Raw genomic sequence first — 16,231 nt, forward strand, 5'->3', positions numbered from 1 at the left:
CGGCGCCGGGGTGGAAGTCCTGCCGCGCGACGGGGTGTCGAATCGAAGTGACGTTCGACGAACTCCTGTCGAAACGGGGCCGTACCGGGACGAGCGCGGCCGAAACCCTTGCGCCAGTGGAATGCAAGCGCTTTCCTAACCCTAGGTCCGTCCGCTGGCCGACAGGAGACCTGCTGTGCATCGCCCACCCGCTCTGGCTCGCGCCCGCAAGGTTCTGTGCGCGCTGTCGCTGTCCGCGCTGTTCCTGGCGTCCGTGCTGTTCGGGGCGCTGGTCAACCCGCCTGCGAGCCTGGCCGAGGACGCCTCGGCACCGGTCACGATGAGCAACCGCGCCACCGGCAAGCTCATCGACGGCGCCGGTCGCACGACCGAGGGCGCCAACGCGGGCCAGTACGCGAGATCCGGCAGCGACAACCAGCTGTGGACGATCGAACCGGCCGGAACCCACGTCCGGATCAAGAACCGGGCCACGGGGCTGTACCTCGACGGCATGGGCCGCACCGCCGACGGGTCCGTCTGTGGCCAGCGGAGCGGCTCCGCCGACCACAGCCAGCAGTGGACCCAAGAAGCCGCCGGTGGCCCGGTCAAGTTCAGGAACCGGGCGACCGGGCTGTACCTGGACGGCGCCGGGCGAACAGAGGACGGCGCGGACCTCAAGCAGTACGGCGCCAGCAGCGGCTCCGCCCAGCAGTGGACCGTGTCCGAGACGGACCACCGGGTCGTGCTCGACGGCAGCGACATCAAGGCCGGCAACGTCAACGGCCTCACCTTCAAGGGGTTCGGCCTGCTCAGTGCGAACGGCACGAGCGAGCTGCTGATGGACTACAAGTCCCAGCACCCGGCCAAGTACGCGGAGCTGCTCCAGACCTTGTTCGGCGGCCCGAGCCCGGTCCTGACGAACGTGAAGGTCGAGATGGGCAACGACCGGAACAACTCCACCGGACCCGATCCGGCCACCATGCGGTTGGCGAGTGAGACGCCGAACGTCAAGCGGCATCAGGGATTCCAGCTCGCGGCCGACGCCAAGAAGGTCAACCCAAGGCTCAAGGTGAGCATGCTGCGCTGGAACGCCCCCGCGTGGGCGAACAACAACGACAAGATCTACACCTGGTACAAGAAGTCGATTCTCGAGGCATACCGCACCTATGGGTTCATGGTCGACTACGTCAACCCGGGCCTCAACGAGCACACGGCGGACCTGGCCTGGAGCAAGCGGTACGCCGGCCTGGTCAGGACGGACACCGCGGGCTTCGCCAGCGCCGCCGAGCGGGCACTGTACAACCGCATCCAGGTGGTGATCTCGGACGAGGCCGGACTGGGCAGCTTCGGCGGGGCGATGGTGAGCGACGCCAGCCTGCGCGAGGCCGTCGCGGTCGCCGGGTACCACTACAACCCCGACGACGACAGCGCGGGGAACTTCAAGCGCCTGGCGCAGGTGTTCGACAAGGAGGTCTGGAACAGCGAGGCGCAGGCCACCTTCGGCAACTCGGCCTTCCGCCCCAACAACAACACCAAGGACCCGTCCGTCCCGGGGACCGGCATCGGCGGCACGTACAGCGCGCTGGAGATGGGCAACACGATCATCAAGGGCTTCACCAACTCCAACCGGACGAACTTCATCTACCAGCCGGCCGTCGGTTCCTTCTACGAAGGCGAGCAGTACGGTTTCAAGGAACTGGTCAGCGCACGGGACCCGTGGTCGGGCTGGCTCCACTACGACGCGGGCATCCACATCCTGCGGCACTTCAGCTGGTTCGCCAAGACCGGCTGGGAGAACCCGGGCAACACCGAGGGCATCTGGCGAGCCGTGCCGCAGGCCAGCCGCACCGGGGCCGCGGGCACGAACCCGGTCAACGGGCGCAACGGCACCCCCAGCTACCTGACGCTGGCCGCGCCGGACAAGCGGAACTTCTCGACGGTCTTCATGAACGACAGCGAGTACCCGCAGACCTACCGCATCAGCACCGCCAACATGGCCTACACCGGTGCGCCCGCACTGGAAACGTGGGAGACGCGTGCGGCCGACCGGGGACAGGCGTTCAACGCCGGCTACCTGAAGTACCTCGGCAACGTCACCGCAGGCGCCGACGGCGGGTACACCGTCAAGGTCAAGCCGTACTCGGTGGTCACCGTGACGACGCTGGCACGGCACACGAACCCGGCGTACCACGCGCAGCTGCCGGTGGAGGGTGCGCGCACTGTGCTGGACACGGACGCGTCCGGTTCGGGTCACCACACCCAGGACGACACCTTGTACGCGGACGACTTCGACTACACCGGCAAGCGCGTTCCGGTGATCGGGGCCGGCGGCGCGATCGTGGGGAGCGAGGACTTCGTCGCCTCCCGCGGCGGATCGAAGAGCGCGATTCCGTTGTACGCCAGCGATCGCAACGGCGCTTTCGAGGCCCATCGTCCGGACGGGTCCACCGGCTACGTCCTCCGCCAGCAGCTCGATCGGGCGATCAACGGGCTTGGCGGCGCGTGGAACGGCGGCGACCCGGTCACCCGGATCGGCGACGGCCGGTGGCTGAACTACGAGGCCGGCGTCGACGTCTCGTTCGAGAACAACGGTCTCCAGAGTGGCGCCAACTACGCCGTCCTCGGGGTCCGGCAGCAGCAAGGCGATGCCGGCGCGCCCTACAAGCTGAAGTTCACCTTCGACGGCGGCTGGCAGCTGATCGTCAACAACACCGTGGCAGCCAGCGGCAATGTGGTCAGCGGTGCGGGCGGGGTGCGAGTTCCGGGTTTCAACGCGGCCCACAACGCATGGCACAGGCTCGCCCTCAAGGCCGCAGGCAGTGAGGTGACCGCTTCACTCGACGGGGTGACGCTCGCCCGGCACACCGATCCGGCTGCCAAGCTCTCCGGCCGCGTCGAGATCGGCAGCGGCTACTACCACACCAGGTTCGACAACCTCCGGGTGCGCACGCTCGACGGCTTCGCGCCGTACTACGCCGAGCTGCTGGACAACCTGGAGATGCACGACCTGGCAGCCGCGCCTGCCACCAAGCTCGTCTACGGCGGACCGTGGGCCCACGAGAGCGGCAAGAGCATGTACAACTACCAGCGGACGCTGTCCACGAACCAGGGACCCGGCGCGACGCTGAGCTACACCTTCAGGGGAACCGGGCTTGACATCACCGGGCCCAACAACGGTTCGGCGGTGCTCGAGGTGACCGTCGACGGACGCGTCGTCGACAGCGCGGCCCGCACGAGGGCATCGACCGAGTTCTACCAGGCCTTCACCCTTCGCGGGCTTCCCGCCGGCGAACACGACGTGCAGATCAAGGTGCGCAGCGGCACCCTGGTCGTCGACGCGGTCGCGGTTGTCGGCTAGGCGCGGCGGCGGGGCCGGAGCGGCTGATCGCGGGCACCGGGTAGCCTCAGGCCCCCGCGTTGCGAAGGAGACAGTTGAGCTCGCGTTTTCAGGTGCTCGAGTGGTGTGAGACCTCGTTGGGTGTGCTCATGCTGCGCCGCCGGTGGGATCCCGCCGTGGACCGTGAGGTCTACGAGATCAAGCTCAACGACGAGTTCCTGATGTCGAGCTTGTTCACCGTCGCCGAGGTGGAGCTGGCGCACCTGGCGCTGGCGGAGCTGCCGGAGCAGCCTCTTGACGTGCTGGTGGGCGGACTCGGGCTCGGCTGCACCGCCAAGGCGGTGCTGGAGAACCCGAACGTGCGTTCCCTGTTCGTCGTCGACGCGCTGCCCGAGGTGATCGGGTGGCACCAGCGAGGGCTGATCCCGGCCGGAGCGGAGATCACGGCCGACTCGCGGTGCGAACTGGTGCACGGCGACTTCTTCGCGATGACGCGATCCCCGGCCGGAATCGACCTGGGCGTTCCCGGACGGCTGTGGCATGCCGTCATCGTCGACATCGACCACTCGCCGCGTCATCTGCTGCATGCCGGCAACGCCGACTTCTACCAGCCCGATGGCCTGCGGCGTATCGCTGATCGACTGCACCCCGGCGGGGTGTTCGCGCTGTGGTCGAACGATCCGCCGGACGATGAGTTCACCGCCGTGCTCGGCCAGAGCTTCGTGGACGTGGCAGCCAAGATCGTCAACTTCCCGAACCCGTTCCAGGACCGCGAATCGGCCAACACGGTGTACCTCGCGAGGAAGGCCCCTGGCGCCTGCTGATCTTTCGCCGTCCCGGCACGACCGCCAGGCTCTGCACAGGTTCGATCAGTTCACCTCGTCGTGGTGTGCGGTGGCCGAGTGGTCCGGTTAAGGTGCTGGTCATCGAGGCTGTGCCGCGCGGTGTGCCGGGAAGTCTGGTCGGCGAGCTGTGTTCACCGTCGAGCCAGCACGTCCACGCCGGGGAGTTCCATGTCCGACGGCACCAGCCGCCATGTCCGCGTGTTCAGCCGAGCATCCTGGCCAGAGGTCGAACGGGTCCGGGAGATCCTCCGCAAGGAGACCGTGGGCGGGGCGCTGTTGCTCGTCGGCGCGGTACTCGCCCTGGTCTGGGCGAACTCGCCGTGGGCGGAGTCCTATGCGGCCCTGCGCGAGATCAAGTTCGGCCCGGCCGCCCTGCACCTGGACCTGCCCCTGCACGCCTGGGCCGCCGACGGCCTGCTGGCGATCTTCTTCTTCGTGGCCGGGCTGGAGCTCAAACGCGAGTTCGTCGCCGGGGACCTGCGGGACCCACGGCGGGCCGCGGTCCCGGTCGCGGCCGCGGTCGGCGGCGTGCTCACCCCGGCCCTGATCTTCACCGTGACCAATCTGGGTGACGCCTCGGCCCTGCGCGGCTGGGCGGTCCCGACCGCGACCGACATCGCCTTCGCCCTGGCCGTGCTGGCGGTGATCGGGCACAACCTGCCCTCGGCGCTGCGCACGTTCCTGCTCACCCTGGCGGTGGTGGACGACCTGATCGCGATCGTGATCATCGCCGTCTGCTACACCGGTGAGTTGTCCACTGGGCCGCTGCTGCTCGCGCTGATCCCGTTGGCCCTGTTCGGTTTCCTGGTGCAGCGTCGGGTGCGCTCGTGGTGGTTGTTGCTGCCGCTGGCCGCGGTGACCTGGGCGCTGGTGCACGCTTCCGGGGTGCACGCCACCGTGGCCGGGGTGCTGCTGGCCTTCACCGTGCCGGTCATCCGCCGCTGTGGCGAGGGGCCTGGGCTGGCCGAGCACTTCGAGCGCCGGTTCCGGCCGATCTCGGCCGCGGTGGTGGTGCCGGTGTTCGCCTTCTTCGCCGCCGGGGTCACCCTCGGCGGCCTGGACGGCCTGCTCACCTCGCTGTCCGACCGGGTGGCCCTGGGCATCATGGGCGGGCTGGTGCTGGGCAAGGTCGTCGGCATCACCCTGGCGACCTTCCTGGTCTCCCGGTTCACCCGCGCCGAACTCGACGACGACCTGTCCTGGGTGGACGTGATCGGCTTGGCCCTGCTGGGCGGGATCGGGTTCACCGTCTCGCTGCTGATCGGCGAGCTAGCCTTCGACGGCACCGCGCACGCGGAGAGCACCAAGGTCGCCATCCTCGCCGGGTCGATCCTGGCCGCGCTGCTGGCCACGATGGTGCTGCGGGCCCGCAACCGGGCGCACCGGCGGATCTGCGCGGCCGAGGAGGTCGACTCCGACTCCGACGGCATCCCCGACGTGCACGACAACGACAGGTAGCGCCCGGCCCGGGGCGAAGCTCAGTGTTGGGCGCCAAGGCCGCCGGCCACCGGCAGCACCACCGTGGACGGGTGGCCGGGATCGTGCAGGATCTGCTGCTCGGCCGGGCGCAGCGTGGTCGTCTCGGCCAGCGGTTCGCCGGTGCCGGGGTTGCGGATGTGCCGGGGGTGGGCGCCGCTGGTGACCTGGACCCGGATGCGGTGGCCCCGCCGGAAGACGTGCCCGACCGGCCACAGTCTGATGTGGACGGTGCGCACCCCGTGCTTGTCGGCTGCCGGATCGCCGGGGCGCAGGCGCAGCAGGCCGTCGCAGAGGTTGGTCGAGCGGCCGCGGGGATGGACGTCGCACAGCCGCACCCAGAAGTCGGTGCAGGCGTTGCTGGAGCGCACGTGCAGGGTCGCGGTGACCGGCCCGGCGATGGTGAGGTCCTCGGTGAGCGCGGGGCTGGTGAAGGTCAGCACGTCCGCGCGGGCCTCCAGCGGCCGGTTGTCCTTGGGGCCGGGGCGCAGTCCGACGATCGTGCCGCCCAGGCTCGGCGTGGGGTCGGCCGGGTTGTAGTGGTAGGTCGAGGGATCGGACTCCGGCGCGGGTTCGGTGCGCAGGCCGCCGTGCGGGTGCAGGTACCAGCTGGTGGGCTGGTGCGGTGGCGGCCAGTCGGCGTGGGTGACCCACCGGTCCGCGCCGCCGAGGTGCAGCGCGACCGGGGCGGGCGGCAGGTGGTCGGCTCCGGTGAACGCGGTGTCCAGAGTGGACAATGCCTCGCGCAGGTAGTGCCGGGTCAGTGAGCCCTTGCCGTGTCCCCAGGGGCCGATCAGCAACCGGACCCGGCGGCCAGTGGCCCGCAGTGCGGCGTGGTCGGCGAGCATGCCGGGCAGGAAGAAGTCGTGCCAGCCGCCGGCCAGGTGCACCAGCGGCGGCATGTTCGCCACGTTGGCCCGGTGGTCCATGCCTGCCCAGTACTCGTCGAAGGTCTCGTGGGTGATCCACTGCTGGAAGTGCCGCACTCGGCGTCCGGCGATCGCGTGATCGGCCTCGCGCACCGGCAGCGCGTCCACCGCACGGGCCAGGGCGCGGCCGCCGGTCAGCTGCCCGGCGAGCTGACGCCACAGTGAGCCGCCGGAGTTGAACATGGTCTCGGTCAGCTGCACCCAGGCCAGCGCGTTGCCCAGGGCGAAGGCGCCGCCGGGATACATGAAGCCGTGGTAGAACTCCGATGGCGCGTCCTGGATGATCGCGGCCTTCCACTCCGGGACCGGCGTCGCCGCGAGCTCCCACTGGGCGTAGCCGAGGTAGCTGGCGCCCCAGGTGGCGAACATCCCGGGAAACCAGGGCTGCCGGCGCAGCCAGTCCACAGTGGACGGACCGTCCGGCTGGTGCATGGTGAACCCGTCGAAGTTCCCACCGGAGCCGCCGGTGCCGCGCAGGCTCTGCAGCAGCACCTGGTACCCGCGTTCGACGATGAGACCGGCGGCCAGGTCGTTGGCGCTGCCCCGGCCATAGGGGCTGCGGATGAGCACCAGCGGCGCGTCGGGACGATCGGGCGGGTAGTAGCGGTCGGCCAGTAGCACCACGCCGTCGGCCATGGGAATCTCCAGGGCACGCTGGATGACCACGCGGTGGGGACAGGCGGGGCGCAGGCCGAGCACGCGGCTGAGAACGGTCATGGTGTGCTTGAAGTCCTTCCGGGACAAGGGTCAGGGCAACGCCGACCAGACTTCCCGGCACACCGGAAGCCACCGTAGCGGAAGTTCGGAACTTTCTGAAGAGTGCGGAAGTTCTGCTGGTTCGATCCGCGGCGCCCTGGACCGGGCGGGGCGTCGGTGAGCGGGATCAGGCGATCGTCTCCGCGCGATCACCCAGCGCCTGGGCCAGCCAGCGGGTCAGCCCGCCGGGGTCCGTGCCGCGCCAGGCCAGATGGCCGTCCGGGCGCACCAGCGCCAGCTCGTTCCGGTCCCAGGTCAGTTCGGTCAGCAGGTCCCCGAGCCGGCCCCGCGCCGCCGCGACGGGTGCGGCGGTGGGAGCCAGCAGCGCCCACCGGCCGCCGAGCTCAGCGTGCAACCGGGTCGGGGAGCCGTCCGCGCGGCGGCAACCCAGGTCCGGCACCCGGTCGCCGGGGCGTGGTCGGCCGCGGTGGCCTCCGGCGGGGGCCAGTGGTCCGCCGCGGTAGGAGATGGTCAGCTGCGAGGCGCCCTCGGCGATGCGCCGCTGTACCAGGGACAACCGCATGGCCGGCACGACCAGCAGTTCCCGCAGCAGCCGGGCCAGGCGGCCGGAGCTGAACAGGACGTTGGTCGCGCCGGTGGTGTTGCGCAGTACCTCGGCGGCCAGTGGGCGGCGCTCGGCCTCGTAGGTCTCCAGCAGCGAGTCCGCGGCCCGGCCCAGCACCACCGCGGCCAGTTTCCAGGCCAGGTTCTCCGCATCGCCCATGCCGGTGTTCATGCCCTGCCCGCCGAGCGGGCTGTGGATGTGCGCGGCGTCTCCGGCCAGCAGCACCCGGCCGCGCCGGTAGGTGGTGGCCAGCCGTCGCTGGATCCGGAAGGTGGACAACCAGTCCACCGCCCGCACCGCCACCCCGGTCTCCTGCGCGAGCCGCCGCCGGAGCAGCTCCTCCGGCGAGATCGCGCCGTCGGCAGGGGCCGGGGTCATCAACCGCCACAGGTCCGCGCCGGGCAACGGGAACGCGGCCAGCATGTCCGGTCCGCGGAACCACACCGCGGCGGCGTCCCTGGGTCGCGCCAGCGGGGCCCGGACGTCGGCGATGAGGAACCGTTCGACCAGCGGCACCCCGGGGAAGTCGATCCCCGCCGCCTTGCGCACCCGGCTGTGCGCGCCGTCGCAGCCCACCACCCAGCCCGCCCGGACCACCTCGGCGCCCACGCGCACCGTGACGCCGCCGGAGTCCTGGCCGAGGCCGGTCACCTCCTGCCCCCACTCGACGACCCCGCCGAGCTGACCGAGCCGCTCGCGCAACGCCTCCTCGATCGTGGCCTGGGACATCAACAGACCGGGCTGCCCGCCCAGCCGGGTCTGCTGCCCGACCCGGAGCTGGGCCAGCATCCGGCCGGAGACCGAGATGTCGACGTTGAGCACCGGGAGCGCCCGCGCGGGGAGGTCGGCGAGCGCGCCGAGCCGGTCGAGCACCTCCACCCCGCGCGGTTGCAGTCCCAGCGCGCGCGAGGTCGCGGCCGGGCCGCCGGCGGCGTCCAGCACCCGCACCGGCACGCCGGCGGCCCGCAACCCGCAGGCCAGGGTCAGTCCGGTGGGGCCGGCGCCCACCACGATCACCGGGTTCTCGGTCATCATCACTCCAACGTTAGTGGCTAACATGTTAGCCACTAACGTTCTGCCCGTGTCAACCAGGCTGAGTGAGTGCCCCCGGTGTCAGCCCAGCCGGGCTTCCCACTTGGTCCGGGGGCCGGCCGCGTCGGCGGGGAGGCGGTCCCGTGCGGCGGTGTCGCCGTACATGGTCCAGCGGGCCCAGTCGACGGCGGTCCTGGGGAAGCGCTGGTCGCTCCAGAAGCTGGTGTGGCTGCCGCCGAGGAAGGTGAGGAAGGCCTTGGGCCAGGTCATCTCGTTGTAGGCCTGCCGGGCCGAGTTGTACGAGGTGGTCGAGTCCCGGTCGCCGTGGACGAACAGGACCTTGGCGTTGACCGAACTGGACGGGTTGCCCATGTCGGTGCAGGACTGCGGGGTGGCGGAGATGATCCGGCTGTCGGGCCAGCGGGTCAGCAGGCCGTGGGTGACCATGCCGCCCAGGGAATGGCCGGAGACGCCGACGCCGATGGCGGTGTTGATGTGCCCGGCCAGCGGACCGCTGGCGTTGAGGGCGAGGGTGTTGGTGAGGACCTGCGAGACGTCCTTGGCGGTGTTGCCGTTGTTGACGTCGGTGAAGTTGTGGTTGAAGTGCGGGGCGGGGACCACGAAGCCGGCCGAGGCCAGGGCCCGGATGATGAACAGGGAGTTCTGCGGGCTGCTGCCGAAGCCGTGGGTGAAGTTGTAGACGGGGAAGACACCGCTGGCGACCGGGGCGTTGGTCACCGGGTTGCCGCCCGCGGCGCCGGCGGCGGGGTAGTAGACGTAGGTGTTGATCCGGCGGCTGCCGCGGGTCCAGCTGTACTGGCGCACACCCACGGCGAACGGCGTGGGGGGCGCGGTTCCCAGCGGCGAGAAGGGGGCGGCGCCGGCCAGGCCGGTGCCGAGCAGGGCGGCACTGCCCACGGTCGCGGCCGCGGCCGTGCTGAGCCTCAGGAAAGTACGTCGTTGCATTGACACGGTGACTCCTTGCAGGGGGCGAGGTGTGGAGCGGGCGGCGACGGGGTCAGCGGAGGTGGATCTTCGGCCGCGGCGGTGTGCTCATGCCGTTGCTGAGGAAGAAGCTGGGGTGGGGCGGTTGGTTGTAGGCGGTGTTCTGCCAGGCGAGGGCCACGCGGTACTGGGCGTCGGGCAGCAGGGTGTGGATCCGGCGGTCGGTCGGTGCCCGCAGGCCTCGGTTGAGGTCTTCCAGCTGCTTGCCCGCCACCGCGGTCTCCGCTTCGTTGCCGGCCACGGTCAAGGCGACGACGCCGGCGGCGAGCGGTGCGGCGAACCGCCGGTCTGAGAGCATGGTTGACCTCCAGCAGGTGAGGCGAGAAGTCGAGTTCCTGGTTCAGCGCAGGTAGCCGGCCAGGGGCAGGTTCAGCTCGCGAACGCCCTGCACGACGAGGTTGGCCATCTCCGCGCCGCCGTGCGCGGAGAAGTGGGTGTTGTCGCCGGTTTCCCTGGTGAGGAACAGCGCCTGGGAGGCCGACGGGCCCATCGACTCCACCAGTGCCTTGCTCTTTGCGGTCAGGTCGATCACGGGAACGTTTGCGCTGCGGCCGAGTGCCCGCATCACCGCGGGCAGGTCCACGCCCTGGCCGTTGATGTGCACCGCGGTCCCGGTGAGCTTGCTGCCGTTGAACTGCCTGCGCACCGGAGGCGTCAGCAGCACCGGCATCCCGCCGCGCTCGCGCACACCGTTGACCAGGCGGGTGAGGTTGTCGCGGAAGGCGGTCGCGGTGGTCTGCTTGTCGTTGTGCCCGAACTGGATGAGCACCAGGTCCTTGCTCTTGATCAGCGGCTTCATCGCCGGGAACAGCGCGCGGTTGGACAGGAAGCTGCCGGAGCTTTCCCCGGAGTCGCCGTAGTTGGCGATCACGGCGCCTTCGCGGACCCGTGCCGGCAGGTGCTGGCCCCAGCCGGTGTAGGGCGCGGTGGGCTGGTCGCAGGTGGTCGAGTCGCCGGCGAGGTAGACCTCCAGCGGGGCCCTGGCCGGTGTGACGGTGAGCGTGCCGATCGCGGGAGCGCTGCCGCTGAAGGTGATCTGCAGGCCGGGGGTGCCGTTGCCGCCCTGTCCGGTGGGCTGGCCCTCGGGGTTGCGGAGGTTGACCGTCGCGGTGGTGCGGACGATCTGGCCCGCGGTGGTGGAGACGGCGTTGAGGACCTGCCTGCGTGCTTCCACCGATATGGAGGTGTTGGCGGCCTTGGTGGTGCTGCCGAGTTCCACGGTGACGTCGTAGTTGCCTGGTGCGAGGCTGAAACTGCATGTGATCGGCGCGGTGCCCGAGCACTGTGGTGGCAACGCCATCGGCGCGGCCGTGGCGGGAGCGGGGGCCAGCACGGCCAGGTTCACCGCGGCGGTGAGGAGCGCGAAACGGGTGCGGGACACGGGTTCTCCTGTCAGACGTTGAGGAAGCCGTCCATGGCGGCGGTGGGGCGGCGGTTGCTGGTCCAGGCGGTCATGTCGTAGCCGGTGAACGGCGAGTAGCCCGCCGGCTCCCAGAAGAAAGTGCCCAGCCCGCCGAAACCCTTGCTGCCGCTGATGAACTGCCGCAGCGAGTCGCGGACCTGGTTCGCCCTGCCGACCGGCCCGCCGTACTCCACGTGCATGACCGGTTTGCCGTAGGTGGACTGGATCGTCCGCATGCTGCCCAGGATGGGGGAGACGTTGCCGGCCTGGGCGTAGGAGGACAGCGCGGTGATGTCCCACCTGCCGCCGTTGCCGCGATAGGCGTTGAAGAACCGCTGGATGCTGTCCATCTTCTGCGGCTGGGCCAGGTGCACCATCACCGGTGTGGCCGGGAAGGCCTGTTTGGACACTTCGTAGGCGCCGTTGAGCAGGCCGGTCATCTGGGCCGGTTTACTGACGCTGCCGACGGGGGAGCAGATGCCGCTGTTCTGCTCGTTGCCGATCTTCACCCAGCCCGGCGTCACACCGCCGGCCTTGAGCAGCTTCAACGAGTCCTCGACGTACCTGCGCAGGGCGTCGCGCATTTGCGGGTAGCTCATGTTCGCCCAGGCCTTGGGTGGGCGCTGCACGCCGACGGAGTTCCAGGTGTCGCCGAAGTGGAAGCCGAGCAGCACCTGCATGCCCGCATCTCGGCAACGCTGCGCCATCTTCACGGTTTCCTGGATGCTGCAATGCCCGTTGGCGGGGCTGCTGGAGGGGTTCACCCAGGTGCGCAAGCTGATCGCGGTGATGCCGTAGCTCTTGAGGATGGTGAACAGGTCCTGCCGCTGCCCGGACTTGTTGAGCCAGTAGTAGCCGTTGGCCTCCATCTGCGGCATCCAGCTGATGTCCGCGCCCTTGACGAAGGTCGCAGCCGAGGCCGAGGGCGCCAGGCCGGTGCCGAGCGCGAGCGCCCCGGCGCCGACGGCCGCACCGATCAGCAGGCTGCGGCGGGAGACGCCACTGGTGGTGTCGGTCATGGCCGAATTCCTTCCCTGGTGGGGATTCCTCGCGATTGCTTGGTCCAGGTCTGCCCGGAGGCGTGCTTGATGGCAGGCTGTGAACGTGCACAGTCCTTCTTGGCTGCGATTCGCTCTGATGGAACAGCATGTTTGCGCTCGTTTCAAGAGCAGTTCGCCTAATATCTGTGAACGTGCACAGTGTCGTCGAAATTCGACTGCGCATTCGACAATCCCTGGAACCGTTGTGGGAGACCGTTTTCATGTTCGAGCTGCCCGTCGTGGCGCCCGGAGTCGCGATCCTCGACCACCTCCGCCGGCACGTCGACGACACTGGGCGGACACCGGAGGAGCTCCCGCTGCCCGACGAGGACAAAGCGCGGCATGGGCGCGGCTGGGCGCCCGGTGCGTGGGACAGTTGGTCCAGCCTGCACGGCGAAGCGAGCGACGCCGACCGGGCTCGTCAGGTCGCCGGATCGCTGTCGCTGGCTTGCCGGCATCCGTCGGCGGCGAACCTCCGCGCGCTCTACGCCGATGTCGCGGGCGACCCCGTGATCGGCTACGTCGACGCGCTCACCGAACTACTCGCCGGGGAACGGCCGGATCGGCAGGCGCTGCACGCGATCGGCCACTGGCTCGCCACCACCGCACCCGACCGGGAGCCGGTCAAGCTGGGTGCCGTGCTGCGGGCGCTGGGCGCGCACTCGGAGTTCACGCTGCACTGCGTGACGGCCATGGCGAACCTGCTTGCCGACCCGGAGCCGGAGGTGTGGACGCTGGCTCAGTCGCTACCGGCCACGGGCCGGGTCATCTGCGTGGAGCTGCTGCGGGACACCACAGACCCGAGGATCCGCGAATGGATCCTGCGCGGCGGGTTCCGCAACCGGAACGGGACCCAGGAACTGGCCCTCATCGCCGCCACCACTGGCGACCTGCTCCCGGCGCTACGGGGTGAGGTCGACCGGGAACTGCTGAGGTCCACCGCGGGCAGCGTTCCCGGCCGGGATGACTATTGGGGGTGGGCGCTCACTGTGGGGAGCCCTGAATACGAAGGCGACGGTGGTGCGAGTGGATGAGAAGCCCGGGAACAGCGAACTGGGCGCCGCGAGGGGCACGTATCCCACCAACAATCGGCGCCGTGGCTGGGTCGCGGCGATTCTGCTGCTGGCCGGCGTGCCGGTGACGGTGCTCGCCGTGGTGTTCTGGGTGGTTGTCGAAGACCGCAGTGGGAAGGTCCGTACCGCCGGCGACCCGCTGCTGTTGCCGAGCGTCGCGGTTGGCCTCGGCCTTGGCATGCTGCTGGTCGGTGTCTGGGCCGGGATCTGGTTCCTCAGCCGCCGCGGCGAGGTCTTCGAGCTGCACGACAACGGTTTGCGGTATTCACGAGCCGACCGCTCCCGGATCATCACGTGGGCGGATGTCGACCGGGTAGTGGTCAACCACGGCAAGAACACCGCCCTCGCGCGATGGGTCGGCGGCGACCTCAACTGCGCCATCCACCTCTCCGGCGGCGGAAAGGTCAGCATTACCGGCCTCACCAAGGACGCCAGGCAACTCGCGCGACACGTGGAGAACGCGACCGCGCGATGACGCGACCTTGCCCGTGGGGGGAAGGGGCCTGTGCGGCTACGCCTTCTCCTTGGCCAGCAAGGCGAGCAGGCCGGGGAAGCGTTCCTCGATGTCGTTGCGGCGCAACCGCACCTTGCGGCTGTTGCCGCGGTCGACCTGCCTGACCAGACCCGACTCGCGCAGCACGCGGAAGTGGTGGGTCAGCGTGGACTTGCTGACCGGCAGCCCGAATGATAGGCACGTGCGTTCGGTGTCCGCCGGCTCGCCGAGCAGCGTGACGATCACCAGCCTGCGGTGGTCGTCGGCGAGCGCGCTCAGCACGGACCGCAGTTCCATCTCCGCGACATCGGGATGCCCCTCGGCGTCCGGCATCGTGCCTCCTCGCACGGTCGGGTTTCAATTTCATCGTACCTTTGGCTTGTCCGTGGGCGGCGGGCCGTGTCACGCTTTAGGTACGTATCCAATCGTACCTACGACGCGATTAGAACCTCAGTGGAGATCGTTCGATGAGTGCTACCGACGACCTGGCCATCGCCGACCGCGCGGCCGCCCCACCCGCTGCCAAGGGAGCGGGGCTGACCCTGGCGGTGGTGTTGCTGGCCGTGTTCGTGGTGCCGAGCTCGATCTCCGGCACGGCCGTCGCGCTGCCCGCGATGGGCGCGGAGCTCGACTCCGGCGCCGCGGGCCTGCAGTGGGTCGTGAACGCCTTCAACCTGGCCTTCGCCTGCTGCACGCTGGCCTGGGGCTCGATCGCCGACATCATCGGCCGCGGCAAGGCCTTCGCCACCGGCGCCGGCCTGTACCTGATCGCGTCGGTGATCAGCGCGTTCGGCACGAACATCTATGTGATCGACGTGGCCCGCGCGCTCGCCGGCATCGGCGGCGCGGCGATCTTCGCCGCTGGTGGCGCGATCATCTCCACCACCTTCACCGGGGCGGCGCGGGTCCGCGCGTTCGGGCTCTTCGGCACGGTCGCGGGTGTCGGTGTGGCCCTCGGCCCTTCGCTGTCCGGCGCGATCGTCGACACGCTGGGCTGGCGGTGGATCTTCGGCGTGCACGTCCTCGCGCTGACGCTCGCGCTCATCGGCTCGCCCGCGGTGTTCCGCGCGGTCGGCGACGAACGGCGTGCGGCGCGCGTCGACACGGCGGGCACGGCGCTGTTCATCCTGGCGATGCTGTCGTTGATGATCGGCATCGTGCAGGGCGGCGAGTGGGGCTTCGCCAGCCCGGCGGTGCTCGGGTTCTTCTTCGGGTTCGTCGTGCTGCTCGGTGTTTTTGTGGCGGTGCAGCAGCGGGTCGCGCAGCCGATGCTGGACCTCTCCGTGCTGCGGGACCGCAGGTTCGTCGGCATGTGCCTGGTGACCGTGGTGGCCTCGTTCGGGTTCGTCACGATGCTGACCTACCTGCCGAGCTATCTCACCACCGTGGGCGGCAGGTCGACCGCGACCGCCGGCGTGCTGATGGTGCTGCTGACGCTGGGCGTGCTGGTGTGCCCGCTGGCGGCGGGCAAGCTGGTGGCCAAGGGCGTCTCGCCGCTGACGGTGATCTACGTGAGCCTGGCCTGCCTCGTGGTCGGCGACGCGACCGCGCTGGTCTTCGGCCCGTCGTTCTCCGTCGCCGTGGTCGCGGTGCCGCTGCTGCTGATCGGCGCCGGCATGGGCCTGTCGGCCGGTCTCGTCGACGGGCAGGCGCTGGATGCCATCCCGGCCGAGAAGGCGGGCATGGCGGCGGGTCTGCTGAACACGGTGCGCCTGGGCAGTGAGGCGATCGCCGTGGCGGTGTACGGTGCCCTGCTCGCCGGGCTGCTGCGGGGTGCGCTGGCCGACGGGCTGGCCGCGCACACCTCCGCCGATCCCGCGCGGGTCGCGGGTGATCTGGCGACGGGCAACCTGACCGCTGCCGCGCAGGGCGGCGGCGCCGAGCTGACGGGCTTCCTGGTCAGCAGCTACGACGGGGCGTTCCACACGATCCTGATGGTGCTCACCGGCGTCTGCCTGGTGCTGTCGCTGGTGGTCGTCATCCTCCTGCACACACCGGCGAAGAAGGTCACGGCGGCGCGGTGAACCGGGACAGCTCTGGCGGCACGCCACCCGGGAACTGGTGTGCTCGACGGCGTTGGTGAACAGCTCGGTGATGCGGCGAGCCGCGGCGTCGGCGGCGACCCGTTCCTGGTGCGCCCGGTTCTCCGCGGCGATGCGCTCCTGGAGGGCGTAGGCGCGGGCGACGTCGGCCTGGTCTCGTGCCTTCTGCAGCAGCCCGATCTCGGTGGACCGCTGCCGCCGCCACGCCAGGTAGAGCGCGAACAGCCCACCGCCGCCTTGCCCGACAACGGCGCCAC

At 70.1% G+C, this 16,231-nt stretch carries 13 protein-coding genes; 6 read left to right on the plus strand and 7 right to left on the minus strand.

Annotation, left to right across the window (positions count from 1 at the left end; genetic code table 11):
* Positions 1–175: 175 nt before the first annotated feature.
* The 3 genes from ACWDY5_RS26125 to nhaA all read left to right on the plus strand — a co-directional run bounded on the left by ACWDY5_RS26125 (position 176) and on the right by nhaA (position 5,619).
* Positions 176–3,337, plus strand: a complete 3,162-nt coding sequence (locus ACWDY5_RS26125) for an RICIN domain-containing protein (RefSeq protein WP_449724803.1) — start codon at positions 176–178, stop codon at positions 3,335–3,337.
* A gap of 74 nt (positions 3,338–3,411) precedes the next feature.
* Entirely contained in the window at positions 3,412–4,140 is a 729-nt protein-coding gene (locus ACWDY5_RS26130; RefSeq protein WP_449724804.1) for a spermidine synthase, read from the plus strand.
* Positions 4,141–4,329: 189 nt separating this feature from the next.
* Positions 4,330–5,619, plus strand: a complete 1,290-nt coding sequence (nhaA, locus tag ACWDY5_RS26135) for a Na+/H+ antiporter NhaA (RefSeq protein ID WP_449724805.1) — start codon at positions 4,330–4,332, stop codon at positions 5,617–5,619.
* A 20-nt stretch (positions 5,620–5,639) separates the two neighbouring features.
* On the opposite strand, the gene ACWDY5_RS26140 is transcribed toward nhaA, so the two are convergent.
* From ACWDY5_RS26140 to ACWDY5_RS26165, 6 genes are all read right to left on the minus strand, one after another.
* Positions 5,640–7,283: a CocE/NonD family hydrolase gene (locus ACWDY5_RS26140; protein ID WP_449724806.1), complete on the minus strand. Its 1,644-nt coding sequence runs from the start codon at positions 7,281–7,283 to the stop codon at positions 5,640–5,642.
* A gap of 166 nt (positions 7,284–7,449) precedes the next feature.
* Positions 7,450–8,922 (minus strand): FAD-dependent monooxygenase, encoded by a 1,473-nt coding sequence (locus tag ACWDY5_RS26145; protein ID WP_449724807.1) that lies wholly within the window; start codon positions 8,920–8,922, stop codon positions 7,450–7,452.
* 78 nt (positions 8,923–9,000) lie between these two features.
* Complete coding sequence (locus ACWDY5_RS26150) at positions 9,001–9,885, minus strand: alpha/beta hydrolase family protein (RefSeq protein ID WP_449724808.1); 885 nt, start codon at positions 9,883–9,885, stop codon at positions 9,001–9,003.
* 52 nt (positions 9,886–9,937) lie between these two features.
* Positions 9,938–10,222: a rhamnogalacturonan lyase family protein gene (locus tag ACWDY5_RS26155; RefSeq protein ID WP_449724809.1), complete on the minus strand. Its 285-nt coding sequence runs from the start codon at positions 10,220–10,222 to the stop codon at positions 9,938–9,940.
* A 42-nt stretch (positions 10,223–10,264) separates the two neighbouring features.
* The gene (locus ACWDY5_RS26160) at positions 10,265–11,305 is read right to left on the minus strand and encodes a rhamnogalacturonan acetylesterase (RefSeq protein ID WP_449724810.1); all 1,041 of its coding nucleotides are present in this window, start codon (positions 11,303–11,305) and stop codon (positions 10,265–10,267) included.
* An 11-nt stretch (positions 11,306–11,316) separates the two neighbouring features.
* Complete coding sequence (locus tag ACWDY5_RS26165; RefSeq protein WP_449724811.1) at positions 11,317–12,345, minus strand: glycosyl hydrolase 53 family protein; 1,029 nt, start codon at positions 12,343–12,345, stop codon at positions 11,317–11,319.
* Positions 12,346–12,512: 167 nt separating this feature from the next.
* On the opposite strand from ACWDY5_RS26165, the gene ACWDY5_RS26170 reads away from it, so the two are divergent.
* Together ACWDY5_RS26170 and ACWDY5_RS26175 are read left to right on the plus strand one after the other, a co-directional pair.
* Positions 12,513–13,400, plus strand: coding sequence for a hypothetical protein (locus tag ACWDY5_RS26170; RefSeq protein ID WP_449724812.1), 888 nt, complete (start codon positions 12,513–12,515; stop codon positions 13,398–13,400).
* Entirely contained in the window at positions 13,393–13,914 is a 522-nt protein-coding gene (locus tag ACWDY5_RS26175) for a hypothetical protein (RefSeq protein WP_449724813.1), read from the plus strand. Before ACWDY5_RS26170 ends, ACWDY5_RS26175 begins: the two co-directional genes overlap by 8 nt.
* A gap of 36 nt (positions 13,915–13,950) precedes the next feature.
* Here ACWDY5_RS26175 and ACWDY5_RS26180 read toward each other — a convergent pair whose 3' ends face one another.
* Entirely contained in the window at positions 13,951–14,265 is a 315-nt protein-coding gene (locus tag ACWDY5_RS26180; protein ID WP_449724814.1) for an ArsR/SmtB family transcription factor, read from the minus strand.
* Positions 14,266–14,399: 134 nt separating this feature from the next.
* On the opposite strand from ACWDY5_RS26180, the gene ACWDY5_RS26185 reads away from it, so the two are divergent.
* Positions 14,400–15,956 carry an MFS transporter gene (locus tag ACWDY5_RS26185; RefSeq protein WP_449724815.1) on the plus strand — a complete coding sequence of 519 codons (1,557 nt, stop codon included), beginning with the start codon at positions 14,400–14,402 and terminating at the stop codon, positions 15,954–15,956.
* The last annotated feature ends 275 nt before the right edge of the window (positions 15,957–16,231 follow it).

The sequence above is a fragment of the Crossiella sp. NPDC003009 genome, assembly GCF_053591555.1.

Excerpts from the sequence above, each read along its gene's own strand:
- ACWDY5_RS26140 (WP_449724806.1), bottom strand. The coding sequence starts at position 7,283 with ATGACCGTTCTCAGCCGCGTGCTCGGCCTGCGCCCCGCCTGTCCCCAC.
- nhaA (WP_449724805.1), top strand. The coding sequence starts at position 4,330 with ATGTCCGACGGCACCAGCCGCCATGTCCGCGTGTTCAGCCGAGCATCC.
- ACWDY5_RS26155 (WP_449724809.1), bottom strand. The coding sequence starts at position 10,222 with ATGCTCTCAGACCGGCGGTTCGCCGCACCGCTCGCCGCCGGCGTCGTC.
- ACWDY5_RS26180 (WP_449724814.1), bottom strand. The coding sequence starts at position 14,265 with ATGCCGGACGCCGAGGGGCATCCCGATGTCGCGGAGATGGAACTGCGG.
- ACWDY5_RS26185 (WP_449724815.1), top strand. The coding sequence starts at position 14,400 with ATGAGTGCTACCGACGACCTGGCCATCGCCGACCGCGCGGCCGCCCCA.
- ACWDY5_RS26150 (WP_449724808.1), bottom strand. The coding sequence starts at position 9,885 with ATGCAACGACGTACTTTCCTGAGGCTCAGCACGGCCGCGGCCGCGACC.
- ACWDY5_RS26165 (WP_449724811.1), bottom strand. The coding sequence starts at position 12,345 with ATGACCGACACCACCAGTGGCGTCTCCCGCCGCAGCCTGCTGATCGGT.
- ACWDY5_RS26145 (WP_449724807.1), bottom strand. The coding sequence starts at position 8,922 with ATGATGACCGAGAACCCGGTGATCGTGGTGGGCGCCGGCCCCACCGGA.